The sequence below is a fragment of the Arachnia rubra genome (genome assembly GCF_019973735.1).
Taxonomy (GTDB): domain Bacteria; phylum Actinomycetota; class Actinomycetes; order Propionibacteriales; family Propionibacteriaceae; genus Arachnia; species Arachnia rubra.
In genome coordinates this window covers 1,193,996-1,212,571 of sequence record NZ_AP024463.1, presented here as the reverse complement: position 1 = coordinate 1,212,571, position 18,576 = coordinate 1,193,996, and the positions used below count along the sequence as shown (strand labels likewise).

Sequence of the window (18,576 nt, the reverse complement as noted above, 5' to 3'; positions counted from 1 at the left end):
TCTACTGTGCCTCTGCAGGCACCTCTGCGGAGGTGGGATGAGAGAGCCTGCGGCAGAAGACGACAGCTGCGACGCAGGAGAGCACGGGCAGACAGGCGAGGATCAGCCACGGAACGGGGGCCAGGGACTGTGGGACCTCGGCCAGCGGCAGGATGGCACCCGTCCCGGTGCTACCGAGCAGCACCGCTACCCCACCGACAGAGGCCAGCATCCCCAGGTAGCTGCCGAGCCACCTACCACCGGAGAGGTTCGCGACGATGGTGCGGGCTGCGGGCATGACGAGGATCTGCCCCAGCTGGAGGCCGATCACGAACAGCACCGAGGGAAGGAAGGCCAGCACACCCGGTAGGGGCGGCAACGCAGCGAACAGCGCCACCGCGAGGAGGCCGGCGGCCAGCAGCCCATATCCCCACCCGAGGACACGCGACGCAGGCCAGCGGGCCACCAGGCGGGTGACGGGTAGCTGCAGGGTGACGGTCAGCACAGCGGCCAGGCCGAAGAGCCATGTGATGTCTGCGCTGGGAACACCGATCCGGTCCAGTTCGACCGGGACAGCCAGGTAGAGCTGGTTATAGGTGAGCAGGTAGGTGCAGTGGATCAGTGTGAAGACCATGAAACGGCGGTTGACCAGCACCCGACCCACAGATTCACGCACCCGCGTCGGCGTTCCAATGCGGCTTCCGCTGGGGAGCCAGATGATCTGAGCCACCAGGACCAGTCCAAAAACGACGGCGGCCAGCAGGCAGGTGAGCCGGAACGGGACCACCAGCAGCACACCACCCAGGACAGGGCCGATAACGGAACCCGAGGCTGATGCCATCAGCTCGAGTCCGATGACCTCTTCCCGGGTCGCCACCCCGTCGGACTCGGCCTCACCGGCCCAGGCGACGATCGCGGACTCGACTGCAGGTGAGAACAGCGCTGCCGCAAAGCCGATGAGCACCACGCCTACCATCACCCCGAAGACCTCGTCGGCGACGGTCAGGGCCAGGAAGCCACAGATGCGGATGACACAACCGACGATGATGGCGTTCTTGATTCCGAACCGGTCTGCCAGCGCCCCACCGAGGAAGAACATGCCCTGCTGGGAGAACGTCCGCAGTCCCAGGAGCAGGCCGATGATCCACTCGGCGAGCAGGAGGTCCTTCGCAAGGTGTGCTGCGATGAACGGCACCACCAGGTAGAAACCGACGTTGAAGGCAAACTGCGTGATGATGACCAGCCGCAGCGGCGCGGGCAGAGCCATCAGCATCGCCAGCGATCCGCGGCGCCTTCTCTCTGATTCTGACGGCCCGGTCTTATCCGGAGAGCCAGTGACGCTCAGTGCCTCCCGGGAGGCTGTGGAACTCTGGGGCTGGGTGACGGATGCTGGCACGGGACTCCTGTAGAACCTGGGCGCGAGGCTCGCATGGGGGCTGGCCAGGTGCTCGGACTCGTGGAGCCGCCTCTGTCGCGAGGATCGTGCCCACCTACCGTTGCGCGTCAGTCCCGGATTCCGACCGGGTTCCCCTGTACTACCAGCCCGGCGGGACAGGCCTGTCCCGCCGGGGCAACTTTAAACTCCGCGAAACAGTTTTCACAAGTCCGTTTTCCCGGTTGGGAAATGCCGGGCGCTAATGTGGAATGCTTGGTTCATGGGTACGTCGCTGTTTGTCACCATCGCCATCATGACCGTCATCGTGGCCATCACTGCGGGGCTGTTCGCCCGGGGCCGCAACACACGGACCCTGGTGGCAGGCATCGGTTTCGCCCTGTTGCCGCTGGGCCTGCTGCTGACCGGGATGTCCGACCTGCTCGTCAGCGGCATTGAGAGCCTGATCAGCTGGGTGAACCGCACCGGCTGGACCAACACCATGAGCTGGGGAGCGGGACTGGGCGGCCTGGGTATCCTGCTGATCGTCGTCGCCCGCTTCCTGCCAGAACCCAAGCCAGGGCAGGGCCAAGACGCCGCACCCCGGGAACGGCCCGCGGTCAAGCAGCGTAAGCCGGAGCAGAAATCTGTCCCGTCCCAGCCTGCGGGACAGCCCGCACCCGGCCCGGCGCCCAAGGCCGGCAAGCCCAGCGCAGGGAAAGGGGCCTCCGGCGAGGAGGATCTCGACGAGATCGAGGCCATCCTGAAGAAACGTGGGATCGTCTGACCAGAGTCGCGCTGGCGGGGTCAAAGCCTGACAGCACTCAGCTCTGTCAGGATGATGCCGCGAGCCCCCGCCTCAAAAAGCTGATCCATCAGCAAATGAGCCCCAGAACGCGGCACGAGCACCCTCACCGCCAGCCAGCCGGGCTCGGCGAGGCGGGAGACAGTTGGGCCGTTGACCCCTGATGCCAGGCCGGTTGTGGCGGCGAGATTCTCCTGTGCGACGTTGTAGTCCATCATCAGGTAGTTCTGCGCCACCAGAACCGATTCAAGCCGGGTGCGCAGCGGCGCCAGGCCCGGCAGGTCGCCAGCCGTCTCCCGGCCGATGAGAACCGCCTCCGAGACGCAGATGGGGTCCCCGAAGACCTCAAGCCCAGCTCGTTGCAGCGTGGTGCCGGTGTCCACCACATCCGCGACCACATCGGCCACACCCAGCCGGATCGCGGACTCCACAGCCCCGTCCAGCTTGACCAGGGTCGCCTCGATGCCGTGCTCGGCAAGCCAGCGCCCGAGAAGCCCCGGATAGGAGGTGGCGATGCGCCGCCCCGCCATCTCTTCGACGCTGTGGGTGGGGCCGGCGGGAGCAGCGAACCGGAACCGGCTGCCCCCGAAGCCGAGTGACAGGAGCTCGGTGGCCCGGGCACCCGAGTCGAGGAGCATGTCGCGGCCGGTGATGCCCACGTCCAGGTGCCCCTCCCCCACATAGACGGCGATGTCGCGGGGACGCAGGTAGTAGAACTCGACATCATGGGCGCTGTCCACCAGGATCAGGTCCTTGGAGTCGGTCCGCTGCCGGTATCCGGCGGCCCGGAGCATGGTGCTGGCAGCCTCGGCCAGGGAGCCCTTGTTGGGTACGGCAATCTTCAGCATTGTGTTCTCTCCCACCGGCTCACAGGTGCCGGTAAACGTCCTCGAGGTCCAGGTCCAGGGCGATCATCATCACCTGGAGGTGATAGAGCAACTGGCTGATCTCCAGCGCAGCGTCCTCAGTGGACTCATGCTCAGCAGCCATCCAGACCTCGGCCGCCTCCTCGACCACTTTCTTACCGATGTGGTGCACTCCGGCGTCCAGGCGGGCAACGGTGGACGACCCCTCCGGACGGGTCCGGGCAGTCTCACGGAGCTGCTCGAAGAGTTGTTCGAAAGACTTCACAGCATGTAACCCTAACGGGTCACAGCTTGATGCCGAGCAGTGCATCCACGCAGGCCGCGATCTTCACGAAACCCTCCGGGTCACTGCCCCCAGACGTGAGGCTGGCAGCCGCCCAGTCGTCGACCAGGCTGAGGGCCAGCGGAGCGTCGAGATCGTTGCGCAGCGCGCGGCGCACCTCGGCGACGGTCTCCTCTGTGGGCTGGGTGGCAGGCAGGTCACGCAGGGATCGCCAGGTGGCCAGGCGATCCACCGCCCTCTCCAACAACTGCGGGCTCCACTCCCAGTCGCTGCGGTAGTGCTGGCCCAGCAGGGCCAGCCGGATGGCCATCGGGTCCGCCCCCTGCTGACGGAGCCTGCTGACCAGCTCCAGGTTACCCTTCGATTTGCTCATCTTCTCGCCGCCGAGCGCGACCATTCCGGAATGGACGTACGCCGCGGCCATCGGCGCCCCGGTCACGGCACAGGACTCGGCGGCGCACATCTCGTGATGCGGGAAGATCAGGTCGGTGCCACCACCCTGGACGTCGAAACAGGGCCCAAGGTAGTGGAGGGAGATGGCGGTGCACTCGATGTGCCATCCAGGGCGTCCCGACCCAAGCGCCGAGGTCCAGCTGGGCTCGCCGGGGCGCGCGAACCGCCACAGCAGGCAATCCAGCGGGTGGCGTTTCCCCGGGCGCTCGGGATCCCCGCCGCGTTCCGCGAAGATCTTGGCCATGCGCTCCTCGTCGTAGTGGCTGACCTCTCCGAATCCTGGTGCGCCGGCGGTGTTGAAGTACCAGTCGGGATGCTCGGGATCCTCGACCTGGTAGACCAGTCCGGTGGGCAGCAGCTTCTCGATGAGCTCCACCACGCACGGGATGGACTCGACTGCCCCCACGTAGTGGTCCGGTGGGATGACGCGCAGTGCGGCCATGTCGGACCGGAACAGCTCGGTCTGTCCCTCGGCGAGCTCCTCCCAGTCCTGACCCGTCGCATCGGCCCGCTCCAGCAACGGATCATCCACGTCCGTGACGTTCTGGACATACCTCACCGGCAGGCCGAGATCCCGCCAGGCCCGGTTCACCAGGTCGAAGGTGACGTAGGTGTTGGCGTGCCCCAGGTGCGTGGCGTCATAAGGGGTTATTCCGCACACATACATGCGGGCGGGCCCCTCGACGGGGTCGACGGGGATCGTCCGGGCCGAGGAAGAGTCGTGCAGCCGGAGCTGTCTGGGTACATCCTGCGACGGCGGAATGCTGGGAATCTCGACGGGGGCCCACGAATACATGGCTACAAAACTACTGCCTGCCGTTGATCCCCGCAGCTGAAAGCCTGGTAAACGAGCGGATCAGAACAGGGGCGCCCGGTAGCCGTTGCTGCGAGGACAGATGTGGCCAGCTGCGTGGACCGGCTGGGAGCAGAACGGGCAGCTCGGGTCGCAGGAGGCAACGATCAAGCGCGCCCGGGCCGCGAACTGCCTGGCCATGGATGGATAGAGCCAGATCTGGACGAGAGCATCGGCTCCCGCGGCCCCAGGCTCCTGATCCCCTGGGTAAAACTCCAGCTGCACGGCCCCCCGGCCGGTATCCAGGGCCCAGCCGATGGCACCGACGGTGAACAGCACATCGACGGGGGCGTCCAGCGGCCCAAGCTCGGGATCGGTCTGGGGCGGCTCCCCAAGCCACCCGAGGGCCATCGCCTCCCGCAGCAGCGACTCGATCCGCCGCGCGATGGAGAGCACCGCGTCGCGGCGGATCTCGACGGCCACCATCCGGCTCCCCTGACGCACCTGGATGATGAATCTGCGCTCCCCGGCAGGACCGAGGGCACCGACGACCACACGATCGGGGTGGGGGAACTCGTACATCATTTACCCCAGCCTACGGCCAGAGACGTCTTCCCGCACCGAGAGCTAGAGTGACCCGGGATTGTCTGAATCATGACTGATCGAGAAGGAGTAGGGAATGGATTGGCTGGAAGCCATAGTGCTGGGGGTTGTGCAAGGACTGACGGAGTTCCTCCCGATCTCCTCCAGCGCCCATATCTCCATCTTCGGTCAGCTGTTCTTCAACGGTTCGGATCCGGGCTCGGCCTTCACCGCGGTGACCCAGCTGGGCACTGAGACCGCAGTGCTGCTCTACTTCCGCAAGGACATCATCCGGATCATCTCCAGGTGGTTCGGGTCGCTGACCGGCAAGGTAGCCCGCTCCGACCCAGACGCTCGTATGGGCTGGCTCGTGATCGTCGGGTCGATCCCCATCGTCTTGCTGGGGGTGCTGTTCGAGCACGCCATCGACACGCACCTGCGCAACCTCTGGGTCACCGTCATCATGCTCGTCGGTATCGGTGTCGTGCTCCTGCTTGCCGACAAGATCGCCGAGCACAACCAGCGCCAGCTGGACCAGCTCACCTGGCCCCACGGCCTGTGGTTCGGCCTGGCCCAGGCATGCGCCCTGATTCCCGGGGTGTCCCGCTCGGGCGCGACCATCTCCGGCGGGCTGCTCATGGGCTACACCCGCGAGGCCGCAGCCCGCTACTCCTTCCTGCTGGCAATCCCAGCGGTGTTCGGCTCAGGCCTGTACAAGCTGAAGGACATCGGGAGCGCAGGAGAGCAGATCTCGTGGGGGCCGGTGGCCGTGGCGACCGTGATCGCTTTCGCGATCGGATACGCCGTCATCGCCTGGCTGCTGAAGTTCATCTCCACGCACACTTTCCGTGGTTTCGTCTACTACCGCTGGGGGCTCGCGGTCGTTGTCGCGGCTCTGTTGCTCACCGGCGTGCTTCAAGCATCCTAAGGAGAGGCAGACTTAGACTGCACGGATGGAACATCGGGCACTCGGCGGATCTGGGCTGCACGTCTCCAGGGTCGGCCTGGGGACGATGGCCTGGGGACGGGATGTCGAGTGGCCGGTGGTCCGTGAGCTTGTCCATGACTTCGTCGAGGCCGGTGGAAATCTGATCGACACTGCCCCCGCCTACGGCGGCGGGGTGGCGGAGCAGATGATCGGGAAACTGCTGGCCACGGGCATTCCCCGTGATTCCCTGGCCATCGCGACCAAGGCCGGCTTCATCATCAGGAATGGCAGGCGGATCATAGACACCTCCCGCGCGGCCCTTCTGAACGACCTCGAGGGTTCGCTGCGCAGGCTCCGCACCGACCATGTTGACCTGTGGCAGGTGCATGCCTGGGGCCAGGCCCCGATCGAGGAGACCCTCTCCGCCTTGGACTCGGCCGTCTCGCGTGGCCTGGCCCGCTACGCCGGCGTGAGCAATTTCGTCGGCTGGCAGACCGCGACGGCCGCCACCTGGCAGGAGGCGATGGCGGGACGTACGAAACTGGCCTCGGTGCAGGTGGAGTATTCGCTGCTGGCCCGGCGCGCGGAGGTGGAGGTCATCGGCGCGGCCCAGTACCACAGCATGGGCCTGCTGGCCTGGTCCGCGATGGGAAGGGGAGCCCTGACGGGCCGGTACCGCCGGGGTGTCCCCAAGGACTCCCGAGCAGCCTCCGAGCACTTCGGCTGGTTCCTGGAACCGTACCTCCAGCCCCGGAGCCGGGCCGTCATCGACGCCGTCGCAAAGGCCGCCGACGGCCTGGTCCTGACTCCCGCCCAGGTGGCGCTGATGTGGGTCCGTGACGCACCGCAGGTGGCAAGCGCCCTGGTGGGCCCCAGAACCCCAGAGCACCTGGCAGAGCTGCTCGACGCCGAGACCAAGCGGCTAGTCCCGCCCATCATCGCTGCCCTCGACGACATCTCGGGCGGCCCGAACCAGTTCCGGGCCATCGACTGAGCTGGCCACCCGTATTGGTTGCGGCTCCAGCGGCCAGCCTGCTATCGTTTCTGGTCGCGCCCACACAGTGGGGGCAGGTCCGGGTGGCGGAATAGGTAGACGCGCTAGCTTGAGGTGCTAGTGCCCGTTTTAGGGCGTGGAGGTTCAAGTCCTCTCTCGGACACAATGTGAAGTCTCGGGACATGGTTAACGGGTGTCTCGGGGCTTTGTTTACGTTTTGGGGTGGGGGGTGGTGTTGTGGGGTTGGTAGTCGCGGGTGGTGTCGATGGTGAGTTCGCGCAGGATTTCTCCGGTGGTGGTGTTGATGATGGTGACGTCGAGGTCGTGGATGAGTATGAAAGGTCCGCCTGAGCATCAGGCGGACCCTTGCACTAGCGGCAGTGACGCCCAGCCCACCAGATCAGTACGCCGGCGGCAGCAGCGATGATGGCCACCATCACTAGATCCGGGATGCCCGCACTCCACGCCTGGAGCTGGTTCTCCAGGCCGGCCTGCTGCCGGGCGTCGAGCAGCCCACCGATCGCAGCCGTCGCATCCGTGGCCAGGAACAACACACCAAGGCCGGTCAGCAGCAGTCCGCTGGCCAGCGCCCACCAGCTGGTCCGCAGCGGACCCAGCCGGAGCTCACGCGGCTGGAGCCGGCGGCTGAGGCCAAGACCATCCCAGAACCAAGCAAGCACGAGCAGCGGAGCCACCATGCCCGCCCCGAAACAGGCCAGCAGCAGCGCGCCATACAACGGGGAGCCACCGATCGCGGCCAAAGTCAGGACGGCCCCCAGCAGCGGCCCGGTACACGCCCCGGCCAGCCCGTAGACCGCGCCCATGACGACCACCGCGGCGGTGTCCGTGCCACGTGCCGGGCCACGCAGCCCTGGCAGGGGGAGCTGGACTCCGAGCATGGTGATGACGCCGAGAACGATCAGCACCACTGTCCCGCCGATGGTCAGGAGATGCCGCTGCGTGGTCAACAGACCACCCAGGGCCCCGGCCCCCAGACCGAGGGGGACGAGCGTCAGCAGCAATCCGAGATAGAACATCCCGGTGCGCACCACGAGCAGACGTCTCTGGTCGCCGAAAGCGTAGGCGAAGAAGGACGGCAGCAGCATCGCGGCGCACGGGCTGAGCAGGGCCGCGAGCCCTCCGAGGAATGCTCCGGCGAAACCGACTCCCATCAGCTGGCCTTCGCCTTCTCCTGCGCGATGATCTGCTGGAATACCTCCAGAGGCTGGGCTCCGGACACCGGCCGGGTGCCGACAAAGAAGAACGGGGTTCCGTTGATCCCCATCTGCCGGGCCTCGTCGGATTCCCTCCTGACCGCGGCGCGGGTCTCCTCTAAACGATAGGCCGTCTCGAAGGCAGTCATGTCGGGCACCCCCACCTGCCTGGCGACCTCCAGCACGAGATCATCCTTCACATCGGGATGTCCCTGGTTGGGCAGGCGCCTGTAGAGGGCCTCCTGGAACTCCCAGAACAGGCCCTGCGCCCCAGCCGCCCTGGCTCCGGCGGCCGCCGCCACGGAGTCGTCACCGAAGATCGCGAGATCACGGAACTCGACCCGCAGGGTGCCGTCGTCGATCAACGGCTGCAGCTTCGGGAGCGTGTCCTCCGCGAACACAGAGCAGAACGGGCACCGGTAGTCGGCATACTCGATCATCACGACAGGGGCATCCACACGGCCCCTCGCCATCGGGTCCCCCTCCTGCCGCCTCGCGAGCCTGGCTATCTGGGAGTCCTGCTCCGTGTTCTGGGATGCCCCCGCTGCCGACTGGCTTGCCGCAGCATCCCTGTCCCCCGCCCCGGCGGTCACGGTGACCGTGCTGGCAGCCTGCGGCCCACCGCCCTGCGTGTTCTGACTCATCACTCCCAGGCAGAACACCAGGGCCACAGCCAGAACCCCCGTCGCGATCTGCCATGGACGGGCTCCCGGCCCCGGTTGCTGCTTATCATTCACTGTTGTCTCCCCTCCAAGCCGCCCAAGAGACTACGGTGTGTACGCCTTTAATCCCAAGTACGTCTTACGCACTTTTCTGGGAGCCAGAGAGAGTAAGCTAGAGCGTCCATCCCAGAAGTGAGGACCAACACCCTTGACCACTTCCCGAGGCGATCTCCAACACGAAATCGCGCTGGAACAGGCGCATGTTGACCGGGTTTACAAACACCTAGCGGCTTCCACGGCCAGCGCCCGGACGCTCGCCCGCAGCGGCGCGGAAATCTATCAGTCCGACCGGGGCGACTATCTGCGTGAGGAGTCCGGGACCGCGCTCTTCGAGCGTGACGCCTTCGCCTATCAGGCAGCCAAACGCCTCGCCATCCTCGACGCGGAACACGAGGGACTTGTCTTCGGCCGTCTCGACCTGGGCTTCCCGGAGACCCGCTACATCGGCCGTCTCGGGGTCCGTGACTCCGAGTATGAGCCGCTGGTGATCGACTGGCGCGCACCCGCCGCCGAGCCCTTCTACCGCGCCACCCAGGTCAACCCCATGAATGTGATCCGGCGGCGGGTGTTGCGCTGCCGCGACGACAAGGTCATCGGTCTGGAGGACGATCTGCTCGACACCAGTGCCGAGACGGATCTCCCGATCCTCGGGGAAGGCGCTCTGATGGCCTCCCTCACCCGCGCCAGGGGCCGCACCATGCGGGACATCGTCGCCACCATCCAGGCCGAGCAGGACGAGGCGATCCGCGCCCCCTACCAAGGGGTCACGATCATCGGCGGCGGCCCCGGCACTGGTAAGACTGTCGTCGCGCTGCACCGCGCGGCCTTCCTGCTGTACACCAACCGCGCCCGGCTAGAGAAGGGCGGGGTGCTCGTGGTGGGTCCCAGCTCGGTGTTCATGAACTACATCGAGCGAGTGCTTCCCAGCCTTGGGGAGGATTCGGTGACGCTGCGTGCCATCGGGGCTGTTGCCGCGGATGTGCTGGGCATGGCCTCGGAACGAGTCGACGCGGCTCCAGCGGCCTCCCTGAAGGGGTCGCTGCGGATGCTCAAGGTGCTTCGCCGCCTGGTGCGCCGCCCCCCCACCCCTGCCCCGGAGGACCTGAGGGTGACTCTCAAGGGCGAGGTCCTGAAACTGGGGGCGGTGGAGTTGGCAGGCATCCGCGAGTCGGTGCTGTCGAGCTATAAGATGAACCGTGGGCGGACGGCTGCGGCCACAGCGGTGGCGCGGGCGCTCGCGGGGAAGCTCACCGTCGACGTGGACCTGTCACCCGAGGAGATCGACGAGCGGATCCGCGACCACCAGGCATTCCGGGACTTCATGGACGCCTGGTGGCCAATGCTCGGCGCCCCCTCGGTACTGGCCCGTCTGGCGGACCGGGATCTGCTTGAAGAGCTGGCACCCCACCTGAGCGCCCAGGAGAAGGACCAGCTGGCGGAGTCCTACCAGTGGCTGCAGACCGGTGATCTGGAGATCACGGGCTGGTCAGTGGCGGACATCGCCCTGCTGGACGAGTTGCTGGAGATGCTCGGGCCGGTTCCCGCTGACAGGCAGGAGGACCCGGTCTTCATCGACTTCGGTGATGTCTCCGAGCTGGTCACCACCTCCGATCTGTTGCGCCGCGACCATGCCGCCGACCCCGACGAGGACCCGCAGGTCACCTATGCGCACATCCTCGTCGACGAGGCTCAGGACATCACCCCCATGCAATGGCGGATGCTGCGGCGGCGCGGCCCTCAGGCATCCTGGACGCTCGTCGGCGACCCAGCCCAGAGCTCCTACCCGGACACTGCCGAAGCGGAGCGGGCCATCACGGACCTGGTGGGGCGAGCCCCGCTACGACGTTTCACGCTCTCGACGAATTACCGCTCCCCCGCCGAGGTCTTCGAGCTGGCATCGAAGGTCATCACCCAGGTCTTCCCCGGGGCCGAGCTGCCCCGGGCGGTGCGCAGCACAGGGCTTGTCCCGAAGCTGAAGCAGACCAGCGAGGCGGAGCTGGACCAGGCCATCGTGGCACAGGCCCTCGATCTGGCAGGCCAGGTCAGCGGCACCGTGGGCATAGTCGTCCCGCCGTCGCGGCTGAACACGGTGACACGCCTTGCCATGTCGGACCCACGCCTGGTGGCACTGGAGGAGCGGCTGATCGTGGTCACCGCGTTGCAGGCAAAGGGGTTGGAGTACGACGGCGTCCTGGTGGTGGCTCCCGATGAGATCGTCGCCGAGGCCCCGGGCGGGGAACGGGTCCTCTACGTCGCCCTAACTCGCGCCACCCAGCGGATGACGGTCCTGGACGCGGGCACCTCACAGTGGCGGACGGCCCTCACCTGATCGCTCACCCCAGCCGATGGCATCCAGGACCTCCGAGGTGGCCTTCCAGCGGTTCTGGGTGAAGAACTGCAGGCCTGGCGCTCCGGCCTCCAGGAGTTCCCGGCAGAGCCTGACGGCGCGAGCCAGACCGATGCTGCGCACCTCCGCGGGATCCCTGGCGGCCCGCAGGGCGGCGACGAAATCCTCCGGCAGCGAGCAGTCGGCCAGCGCCGCGAACCTCTCGATCTGCGTGATAACCGTCAGCGGCGCGATACCGGCGATGACGGGAATGGCGCAGCCGCGCTCGCGGACCCGCTCCACCAGCTCCACATAGCGGTGTGACTCGAAGAACAGCTGGGTGATGGCGTAGTCCGCTCCCGCCGCCGCCTTCTCCACGACGATCCGGGCGTCCAGCTCGGGGTCGTTGTCAGGTTGGTGGACGTTGGGGAAGGCGGCCACGCCGACGCAGAAGTCACCGTGTTCCTTGATGAGCCGCACCAGCTCCGTCGCATTGGCAAGGCCTTCGGGATGCTGCTCCCATGGCTGCTGCGGGCCGCCGGGCATGTCGCCGCGGATGGCGAGGATATCGCGGACTCCGGCCTGCGCGAAGGAGTCCAGCGTGCGCAGCAGCTCGGTCTTCGACTGCGAGACGCAGGTCAGGTGGCCGACGACGGTTGCGTGCCGGGCGGCGCCGAGCACCGCCGTGGCCGCCACCGTGCGGTCGCGGGTGGAGCCGGATGCCCCGTAGGTGACCGACAGGAACGCCGGCCGGAACCGGGTGAGTTTCGCCACGGAGGCGTCGAAGCGCGGCTGCTCATCCGGGGTGCGGGGCGGGAAGAACTCGAAGCTCAGCAGGGGAGATGTGGCGTGGTCAAGCAGCTCGGCGACAGTCGGAGGCATGGTGACAAGGATATTGTGGTTCGCATGCCGACCCCGTCCGTCCACGATCCGATAAGCCCGGCCTTCGTCTCGGCGGTGGGAGACGCATTGACCGGCTTTCTCGACGAGCAGGCCGGGCTCGCCGCACACACCGGCGCCACCGCCCTGCTGGGAGCAGCCCGCACCTGTGTGATGGGTGGGAAGCGGCTGCGTCCCGCCTTCTGCTACTGGGGGTACGTGGCAGCCGCCGGACGGCCCGCCGATCCGGCTCCCCTGATGCGGGTGGCGGCCTCGCTGGACCTGCTCCATGCCTCCCTCCTGGTCCATGACGACCTGATCGATGGCTCCGACACCCGGCGGGGTGCGCCGTCGGCCCACCGGCGTCTCGAGAAGCTTCTCCCGGGCCCGGACGCCTCCCACTTCGGCCAGGCCGCCGCGATCCTGCTGGGTGATCTCCTGTTCTCCTGGGGCGCGGAGATGTTCGAGAGCGCGGGTCTGTCGCCGGAGGCGTCGCGCCGTGCCGCGCCGGTGCTGGCGACGATGCGCAGCGAGGTGTTGCTCGGCCAGTACCTCGACGTCGCCGCCGCCTTCGGGGTCACCGACCGGTCCACCCCCCAGGCGCAGGCAGAGACCGCAGAGCGGGTGCTGGAGTTCAAGTCCGCCCGTTACTCAGTGCGCCGTCCCGCTGAGCTGGGGGCCCTGCTGGGCGACGCCCCGGCCAGGCTGCTGGCCGCGCTCGGGACCTATGGGTCCCTGGTGGGCCGCGCCTTCCAGCTCCGCGACGACCTGCTCGGTGTGTTCGGCGACCCCGCGGTCACGGGGAAACCGGCGGGTGACGACATCCGTGAGGGCAAGCGCACCGTCCTGGTGCTGCAGGCCCTGGAGAGAGGCGACACCACCCAGCGCCGTGTTCTCACCTCCTTTCTCGGGTACCCCGGGCTCGGTGAAGAGGACCTTGCCACAGCGCGTGGAATTATTGAGGCGACCGGAGCACGAAGTTCCTGCGAGGAACTCATAGCCAGCTCCACGACCAAAGCCCTGACAGCTCTAGGAGGAATCGATATGAATACTGAGGGGTATTCGGCCCTCGTCAAACTCGCAGAACTGGCCACCGACCGTGACCGCTGAGCTGCTGGGCCTGACCGCCGACCAGGTGGCTGAGCGGGTCAGGGAGGGAAAAGTCAATACCTTGCCGGAGCGTTCCGGGCGCACCACCTGGCAGATCGTGCGCGACAACGTTTTCACGCGCGTCAATGTCATGCTGGCGATACTGTTCGTGATCGTCGGCGCGACGGGGCAGCTAGCCCAGGGCGCGTTCGCGCTTCTAATCGTCGCCAACTCGATCATCGGCATGATCCAGGAGCTGCGGGCCAAACGCACCCTGGACAGCCTGGCGGTGATCGGTGAGGCGCATCCGGTCGTGTTGCGTGACGGCGAGCGGGTGTCCCTGCCGCGCGACCAGGTGGTCGCCGACGATCTCATCGCGCTGGCCCCCGGCGACCAGGTGGTCGTCGACGGCGAGGTGGTGGCCGCGGAGTACCTGGAGGTCGATGAGTCGATGCTGACCGGCGAGGCCGATCCAGTGGCCAAGTCGATGGGCGACGAGCTGATGTCGGGCGCGTTCGTCGTCTCTGGTTCCGGGGTGTACCGGGCCACGAAGGTCGGTGCCGAGGCCTATGCCGCGCAGCTGACCGCGCAGGCCGCCAAATTCACGCTGGTCAACTCCGAGCTCCGGGCGGGCATCGACCGTATCCTGAAGTTCGTCACCTGGCTGCTGATCCCCGCTGGTCTGCTGACCATCTGGGTGCAGGCCCACCAGCCCGGCGCCACCTGGCAGGAATCGGCGCTGCGGATGGTCGCGGCGCTGGTCCCGATGATCCCCGAGGGCTTGGTGCTGCTCACGTCGATGGCCTTCGCGCTGGGCGTGATCCGCCTTGGACGCCGCAAGTGCCTGGTGCAGGAGCTGCCCGCCATCGAGGGCCTGGCGCGGGTCAGCGTGGTGTGCGCGGACAAGACCGGCACCCTGACCCAGAACGCCATGACCCTCGGCGAGGTGATCCCCCTGGCCGGGCAGGAGGCTGAGATCTCCGAGGTGCTGTCCCAGCTCGTCGCGGCCGATCCCACGCCGAACGCCTCCATGACCGCCATCGCGGCCTCCCACCCGGCGGCCAGGACCCCCTGGCCGGTGACGGCCCGGGCGCCGTTCACCTCAGCGAAGAAATGGTCGGGTGTCTCCTTCGAGGCGCACGGCAACTGGGTACTGGGCGCCCCCGACGTGCTCGCCCCCACGGATGTGGCGGCACGAGCGGAGGAGATCGGCTCGACGGGACGGCGGGTGCTGCTGCTGGCGCGCGCATCGGAGAGCGTGACCTCCCCGGCCGCCCCCGGAGCCGTCGAACCGGTCGCGCTGCTGGTGCTGGATCAGCTGGTCCGCCCCGATGCCGCCGACACCCTCGCCTACTTCAACGACCAGCAGGTAGCGGTGAAGGTGATCTCCGGCGACAATGCTGCCTCCGTCGGGGCCGTCACCCGGTCACTGGGGGTCTCGGTGGCGGAGGCCGTCGACGCCCGCACCCTGCCGGCGGAGGGCGAGGAGTTCACCGAGAAGGTGGCCGGAGCCGATGTGTTCGGGCGGGTCACCCCGCAGCAGAAGCGGGCCATGGTCTCCGCCCTGCAGTCCCGGGGACACACCGTCGCCATGACCGGGGACGGCGTCAACGACGTGCTGGCGCTCAAGGACGCCGACCTGGGGGTCGCGATGGGTTCCGGTTCCCCCGCCACCCGGGCGGTCGCGCAGATCGTGCTGCTGGACGACCGGTTTGCCACCCTCCCGCACGTGGTCGCCGAGGGCCGCCGCGTGATCGGCAACATCGAGCGGGTCGCGAAACTGTTCCTGAGCAAGACCGTCTACGCCGTCTTCCTGGCCCTGGTGATCGGGCTGATGGGGCTGCCAAATCCCTTCTTGCCACTCCAGATGACCGTGGTGGGCTGGTTCACCATCGGGATCCCCGCCTTCCTGCTGTCGCTGGCGCCCAACAAGGAGCGCGCCCGGCCCGGTTTCGTGCGCCGGGTGCTGTCGCTGGCCGTGCCGTCAGGCGTCATCATCGGCGCGGTGGCGACGGTCACCTACGTCGCAACCCGCGGCTTCGGGGAGGTCTCGTCCGCGGTGCAGGCGCAGGCCTCCACCGCAACCCTGGCGGCGTTGATCATCACGGCCATCTGGGTGCTCGCCGTGGTCGCGAGGCCGTGGGTGTGGTGGCGGCTAGGCTTGGTGCTCTTCGCCTACGGCTTCTACCTCGCCATGTTCCTGGCGCCGTGGCCGTGGCTCCGGGAGCAGCTGTCACTCGATACCACCAACCCCTCAGCGCTCCTGTTCGGGATCGTAGCCGGGCTGGTCGGCGCAGCCCTGGTGGAGGTCTCCTGGTGGCTCACCGCGAAGCACCGGGGCGAGCCCACCCGGATCTGGCGTGGCACTTCCGAGGACTGACAGCCCCGACAGCAGGCCGTGACGCCACCAGGCCAGGTCGTGGCCGCCGCGGAACTCCCCGGCTGCCACCAGCAGCCCGGCCTGCGCCGCGATACTGGCCAGCCTCCGCGCCCCGTGGATCAGCCCCCTCTCCTCGGTGCCAGCCTGGACCACCAGCGGCACCCTCAGGGTCTTAGATCCCGACGCCAGGGAACGCAGCAGCGTGCCCTCCGCTTCGGGGTCCGGAATCAGATCGCCCGCGAACCACAGTGATGGTGACTGCGCGATCACCGCGGACACCAGGCCGGGGCAATGGGTTGCGAGTTCGACGCAGGCCAGTCCTCCAAATGACTGTCCGGCCACGATGACCTCGCCACTACCGCCGCCGAGTTCCCGGGCCCGTTCAACCAGCGGGGCACAGCCGTCGGCCGTGGTCAGGAAGGCCGCGCGCTGCTCACCCTCACCCGTGTCGACGGCGACAACGGTGTGGCCGTAACCGGCTGCCCGTAGGGCGGAGGCCACCCCGGCCGCGCGCCACCGCCGTCCGTCGAACAGCACCAGGGTCCGCTCATCCCCCGGCAGCACCGCGAAAATCCCATCGCCCAGACGCCACCGTTCCTCGGCCTCCCCCGCCGGCGCCCAGGGCATGGATCTGAAATCAGGCCCATACCACACCGACTGCTCCCGCAGATCGAATGATGGCAGCACAGCGGGATTGAGCGGGTCCCGCTGCCCCTCACGATGCACCTGAAACCAGTCCTCGCGCGTGGCGCCGGCATCGCGCGGCACCTGATCTGCACGCCAGTACCGGTAGGAGTAGCAGCCGTCGGCGGGAAGCCACCAGGAGAGCGTCTGCACCCCTGAGCTCCCCACTGGGATCATGACAGCCGGGTCCAGCGCGGTGCGGATCGCATCGGTCAGGCTGTTGACGTGCACCATCACCTCACGCCCGGCGGGTTCGTGGGCGACGAACGTCACCTCCACCATCGCCACCCCGTCGATGACTCGCCGGCCACCGGTGACCGGTGAGTCGCCCAGCCGCTCCCGTAGCGCACGGCCCGGGGTCTCCTCGATGGCCCACGCCAGCCAGCCTGGCGTGGCAGCATGTGGTGCGCCCGTGGCGGCCAGAGGCGTCGGGAGCAGCTGCCCACTCATCGCGGCACCACCATCGGGGTTCCGGTGACCGGGTCAGCTGTCACCAGCACTGGGAGCCCGAAGACGTCCTCGACCAGCTCGGCTGTCAGCACCTCTCCGGGTGCCCCAGATCTCACGATCGCCCCCTGTTTCATGACCACCAAGTTGGTGGCGAACCGGGCAGCCTGGTTCAGGTCGTGCACCACCACGACCACGGTGCGGCCCTCGTCGCGGAGCCTGCGCACCAGTCTCAGAACCTCGTACTGATGGGAGATGTCCAGGAAGGTGGTGGGTTCGTCGAGTAGCAGCAGAGAAGTCTCCTGCGCCAGCACCGTGGCCAGCCACACTCGTTGCAGCTGCCCACCGGACAGCTCATCCACCGCAGCGTCCTGGAGACCGACAAGACCCGTCACCTCCAGGGCAGTGGCCACGGCCTGTTCGTCGGCGGGCGACCACCTGGACCAGAACCGCTGATGCGCGAACCGTCCCCGGCTGACCATGTCCAGCACCTTGATCCCCGGGGGAACCGACTGGCGCTGCGGCAGGAAACCGAGTTGCCTGGCGACGGCGGTGGTGCGCAGCTGGTGGATGTCGGTTCCGGCCAGGTATACGTGCCCGGCCTTGGGTGCCAGGATCCGTGCCAGCGCCTTCAGCAGCGTCGACTTGCCGCATCCGTTGGGGCCGACGAGCATCGTCAGCTCACCCTCGGGCACATCCAGCGTGATGTCCTCGATCACGACCTTGCGGTCATAGCCGAGCCGCACCGCTGACGCGGCGAGCGGAAAGTCCGAGGCTGTCTCAGTCATCTCTTCCTCTCCTGTCCGTTCAACAGCAACAACAGGTACCCGCCACCCAGCAGGCCGGCCGTCACCCCGACCGGGAGCTGTAGGCCGTTGGGCAGGTTCGCCCCGATCAGGTCCGCCAGCACCAGCAGCGCGGCACCCGTCCCCGCCGCCACCCCGGCGGGAGCGGTCGGCCCCCTGAGGAGGCGGCGCGCCACGTGCGGTCCGGCGAGCGCGACGAAAGAGACCGGGCCAGCCACCGCGACGGCAGCCGCGGTGAGCGCGACACCGGTGGAGGTCGCCACCCACTGCGTGAACCGGCGAGAGACCCCGAGCCCAGCGGCGAAGTCCTCACCCGGCGCGGCTGCGTCAAGATGCCGCGAGATCACCAGCGCAAGAGGCAGGATCACTACGAACAGCACGGCGCCGACGACCGCATGGCTCCAGTTGCGCGCGTTGAGGGTGCCGGTCAGCCACAGCCGCGCGGAGGTGGCGGAGTCGCTGTCGGCGCGGGTCAGGAGAAGCACCGTCACGGGCTGGATCAGCGACGCGACCCCTAGGCCGATGAGAACGAGCCGGTTGCCGCCGCCGAAGCCACGCGGCGACAGCGCCCAGGTGAGCAGCGCCGCCCCCAGGCAACCGATGGCCGCTCCCAGGGCTGTGCCCCACCCGAAGGACCCGAAGATGATGACGGAGGCCACGGCTCCCAGGCCGGCCCCGCCGGTCAGACCGATGATCTCCGGCGACCCGAGGGCATTGCGCGACAGCGACTGGAAGAGGCAGCCCGACGCGCCGAGGCATGCGCCCACCGCCAGCCCGGTGACGGCCCGGGGCATCCGGAACTCCCACAGCAGGAGCATGTCCGCACGCTGCCCCACCCCGAGCAGCGCCGACCAGAACTCGCCCGGGGTCATGTTCACCGACCCGGACAGCAGCTCGAGGATCGCTCCCGCCAGGGCGACGGCCCAGACCAGGACCGCCACCAGCCAGGTGCGTGACCGGAAACGAAAACTCAC

Annotated in this window: 16 protein-coding genes, 1 tRNA gene and 1 pseudogene; 7 read left to right on the top strand and 11 right to left on the bottom strand. The window is 67.8% G+C overall.

Translation table 11 applies throughout. From position 1 onward, the window contains the following. Nucleotide 1 precedes the first annotated feature (1 nt). Nucleotides 2-1,375: an MFS transporter gene (locus SK1NUM_RS05515; RefSeq protein ID WP_223927836.1), complete on the bottom strand. Its 1,374-nt coding sequence runs from the start codon at nucleotides 1,373-1,375 to the stop codon at nucleotides 2-4. Nucleotides 1,376-1,634: 259 nt separating this feature from the next. Here SK1NUM_RS05515 and SK1NUM_RS05510 point away from each other — a divergent pair, with 259 nt between their 5' ends. Further along, nucleotides 1,635-2,138 (top strand): hypothetical protein, encoded by a 504-nt coding sequence (locus SK1NUM_RS05510; RefSeq protein ID WP_212326369.1) that lies wholly within the window; start codon nucleotides 1,635-1,637, stop codon nucleotides 2,136-2,138. A gap of 20 nt (nucleotides 2,139-2,158) precedes the next feature. Here SK1NUM_RS05510 and hisG read toward each other — a convergent pair whose 3' ends face one another. Genes hisG through SK1NUM_RS05490 form a run of 4 tightly spaced genes read right to left on the bottom strand, consistent with a single transcriptional unit; the run spans nucleotide 2,159 to nucleotide 5,136 of the window. Next, nucleotides 2,159-3,004 (bottom strand): ATP phosphoribosyltransferase, encoded by an 846-nt coding sequence (gene hisG / locus SK1NUM_RS05505; RefSeq protein ID WP_212326360.1) that lies wholly within the window; start codon nucleotides 3,002-3,004, stop codon nucleotides 2,159-2,161. A gap of 19 nt (nucleotides 3,005-3,023) precedes the next feature. After that, a complete protein-coding gene (locus SK1NUM_RS05500) occupies nucleotides 3,024-3,287 on the bottom strand; it encodes a phosphoribosyl-ATP diphosphatase (protein WP_212326358.1) in 264 nt (87 codons plus the stop codon). A gap of 19 nt (nucleotides 3,288-3,306) precedes the next feature. Beyond that, entirely contained in the window at nucleotides 3,307-4,554 is a 1,248-nt protein-coding gene (gene mshC / locus SK1NUM_RS05495) for a cysteine--1-D-myo-inosityl 2-amino-2-deoxy-alpha-D-glucopyranoside ligase (protein WP_212326356.1), read from the bottom strand. A gap of 60 nt (nucleotides 4,555-4,614) precedes the next feature. Next, nucleotides 4,615-5,136, bottom strand: coding sequence for a DUF3090 domain-containing protein (locus tag SK1NUM_RS05490; protein ID WP_212326349.1), 522 nt, complete (start codon nucleotides 5,134-5,136; stop codon nucleotides 4,615-4,617). A gap of 94 nt (nucleotides 5,137-5,230) precedes the next feature. On the opposite strand from SK1NUM_RS05490, the gene SK1NUM_RS05485 reads away from it, so the two are divergent. The 3 genes from SK1NUM_RS05485 to SK1NUM_RS05475 all read left to right on the top strand — a co-directional run bounded on the left by SK1NUM_RS05485 (nucleotide 5,231) and on the right by SK1NUM_RS05475 (nucleotide 7,218). Beyond that, a complete protein-coding gene (locus tag SK1NUM_RS05485) occupies nucleotides 5,231-6,061 on the top strand; it encodes an undecaprenyl-diphosphate phosphatase (RefSeq protein ID WP_212326347.1) in 831 nt (276 codons plus the stop codon). 25 nt (nucleotides 6,062-6,086) lie between these two features. Continuing rightward, on the top strand, nucleotides 6,087-7,055 hold the full coding sequence (locus SK1NUM_RS05480) for an aldo/keto reductase (RefSeq protein WP_212326345.1): 969 nt from the start codon (nucleotides 6,087-6,089) through the stop codon (nucleotides 7,053-7,055). Nucleotides 7,056-7,132: 77 nt separating this feature from the next. Next, nucleotides 7,133-7,218, top strand: a tRNA-Leu gene (locus SK1NUM_RS05475). Nucleotides 7,219-7,426: 208 nt separating this feature from the next. On the opposite strand, the gene SK1NUM_RS05470 is transcribed toward SK1NUM_RS05475, so the two are convergent. Together SK1NUM_RS05470 and SK1NUM_RS05465 are read right to left on the bottom strand one after the other, a co-directional pair. Next, a complete protein-coding gene (locus SK1NUM_RS05470) occupies nucleotides 7,427-8,227 on the bottom strand; it encodes a cytochrome c biogenesis CcdA family protein (protein ID WP_212326343.1) in 801 nt (266 codons plus the stop codon). Continuing rightward, nucleotides 8,227-9,006, bottom strand: coding sequence for a DsbA family protein (locus SK1NUM_RS05465; protein WP_212326341.1), 780 nt, complete (start codon nucleotides 9,004-9,006; stop codon nucleotides 8,227-8,229). Before SK1NUM_RS05465 ends, SK1NUM_RS05470 begins: the two co-directional genes overlap by 1 nt. A 133-nt stretch (nucleotides 9,007-9,139) precedes the next feature. On the opposite strand from SK1NUM_RS05465, the gene SK1NUM_RS05460 reads away from it, so the two are divergent. Then, complete coding sequence (locus SK1NUM_RS05460; protein ID WP_212326339.1) at nucleotides 9,140-11,320, top strand: HelD family protein; 2,181 nt, start codon at nucleotides 9,140-9,142, stop codon at nucleotides 11,318-11,320. Here SK1NUM_RS05460 and SK1NUM_RS05455 read toward each other — a convergent pair. After that, nucleotides 11,294-12,199: a methylenetetrahydrofolate reductase gene (locus tag SK1NUM_RS05455; RefSeq protein ID WP_212326337.1), complete on the bottom strand. Its 906-nt coding sequence runs from the start codon at nucleotides 12,197-12,199 to the stop codon at nucleotides 11,294-11,296. The genes SK1NUM_RS05460 and SK1NUM_RS05455 overlap by 27 nt on opposite strands. A 24-nt stretch (nucleotides 12,200-12,223) precedes the next feature. Between SK1NUM_RS05455 and SK1NUM_RS05450 the strand changes: the two genes are divergently transcribed. Next, entirely contained in the window at nucleotides 12,224-13,306 is a 1,083-nt protein-coding gene (locus SK1NUM_RS05450) for a polyprenyl synthetase family protein (RefSeq protein WP_212326335.1), read from the top strand. Then, nucleotides 13,296-15,665, top strand: coding sequence for a cation-translocating P-type ATPase (locus SK1NUM_RS05445; protein ID WP_223927835.1), 2,370 nt, complete (start codon nucleotides 13,296-13,298; stop codon nucleotides 15,663-15,665). Before SK1NUM_RS05450 ends, SK1NUM_RS05445 begins: the two co-directional genes overlap by 11 nt. A 15-nt stretch (nucleotides 15,666-15,680) precedes the next feature. Here SK1NUM_RS05445 and SK1NUM_RS05440 read toward each other — a convergent pair. The 3 genes and pseudogenes from SK1NUM_RS05440 to SK1NUM_RS05430 all read right to left on the bottom strand — a co-directional run. Then, nucleotides 15,681-16,631: pseudogene (locus SK1NUM_RS05440) on the bottom strand (enterochelin esterase domain-containing protein); the annotation flags it as partial. A gap of 164 nt (nucleotides 16,632-16,795) precedes the next feature. Continuing rightward, nucleotides 16,796-17,584, bottom strand: coding sequence for an ABC transporter ATP-binding protein (locus SK1NUM_RS05435; RefSeq protein ID WP_212326326.1), 789 nt, complete (start codon nucleotides 17,582-17,584; stop codon nucleotides 16,796-16,798). Further along, nucleotides 17,581-18,576, bottom strand: coding sequence for a FecCD family ABC transporter permease (locus SK1NUM_RS05430; protein ID WP_212326324.1), 996 nt, complete (start codon nucleotides 18,574-18,576; stop codon nucleotides 17,581-17,583). The genes SK1NUM_RS05435 and SK1NUM_RS05430 overlap by 4 nt, the downstream gene beginning before the upstream one ends.

Bases quoted from the DNA above. Each gene is read 5' to 3' on its own strand.
- hisG (WP_212326360.1), bottom strand. From the start codon at position 3,004: ATGCTGAAGATTGCCGTACCCAACAAGGGCTCCCTGGCCGAGGCTGCC.
- SK1NUM_RS05435 (WP_212326326.1), bottom strand. From the start codon at position 17,584: ATGACTGAGACAGCCTCGGACTTTCCGCTCGCCGCGTCAGCGGTGCGG.
- mshC (WP_212326356.1), bottom strand. From the start codon at position 4,554: ATGTATTCGTGGGCCCCCGTCGAGATTCCCAGCATTCCGCCGTCGCAG.
- SK1NUM_RS05490 (WP_212326349.1), bottom strand. From the start codon at position 5,136: ATGATGTACGAGTTCCCCCACCCCGATCGTGTGGTCGTCGGTGCCCTC.
- SK1NUM_RS05480 (WP_212326345.1), top strand. From the start codon at position 6,087: ATGGAACATCGGGCACTCGGCGGATCTGGGCTGCACGTCTCCAGGGTC.
- SK1NUM_RS05455 (WP_212326337.1), bottom strand. From the start codon at position 12,199: ATGCCTCCGACTGTCGCCGAGCTGCTTGACCACGCCACATCTCCCCTG.
- SK1NUM_RS05510 (WP_212326369.1), top strand. From the start codon at position 1,635: ATGGGTACGTCGCTGTTTGTCACCATCGCCATCATGACCGTCATCGTG.
- SK1NUM_RS05470 (WP_212326343.1), bottom strand. From the start codon at position 8,227: ATGGGAGTCGGTTTCGCCGGAGCATTCCTCGGAGGGCTCGCGGCCCTG.
- SK1NUM_RS05485 (WP_212326347.1), top strand. From the start codon at position 5,231: ATGGATTGGCTGGAAGCCATAGTGCTGGGGGTTGTGCAAGGACTGACG.
- SK1NUM_RS05450 (WP_212326335.1), top strand. From the start codon at position 12,224: ATGCCGACCCCGTCCGTCCACGATCCGATAAGCCCGGCCTTCGTCTCG.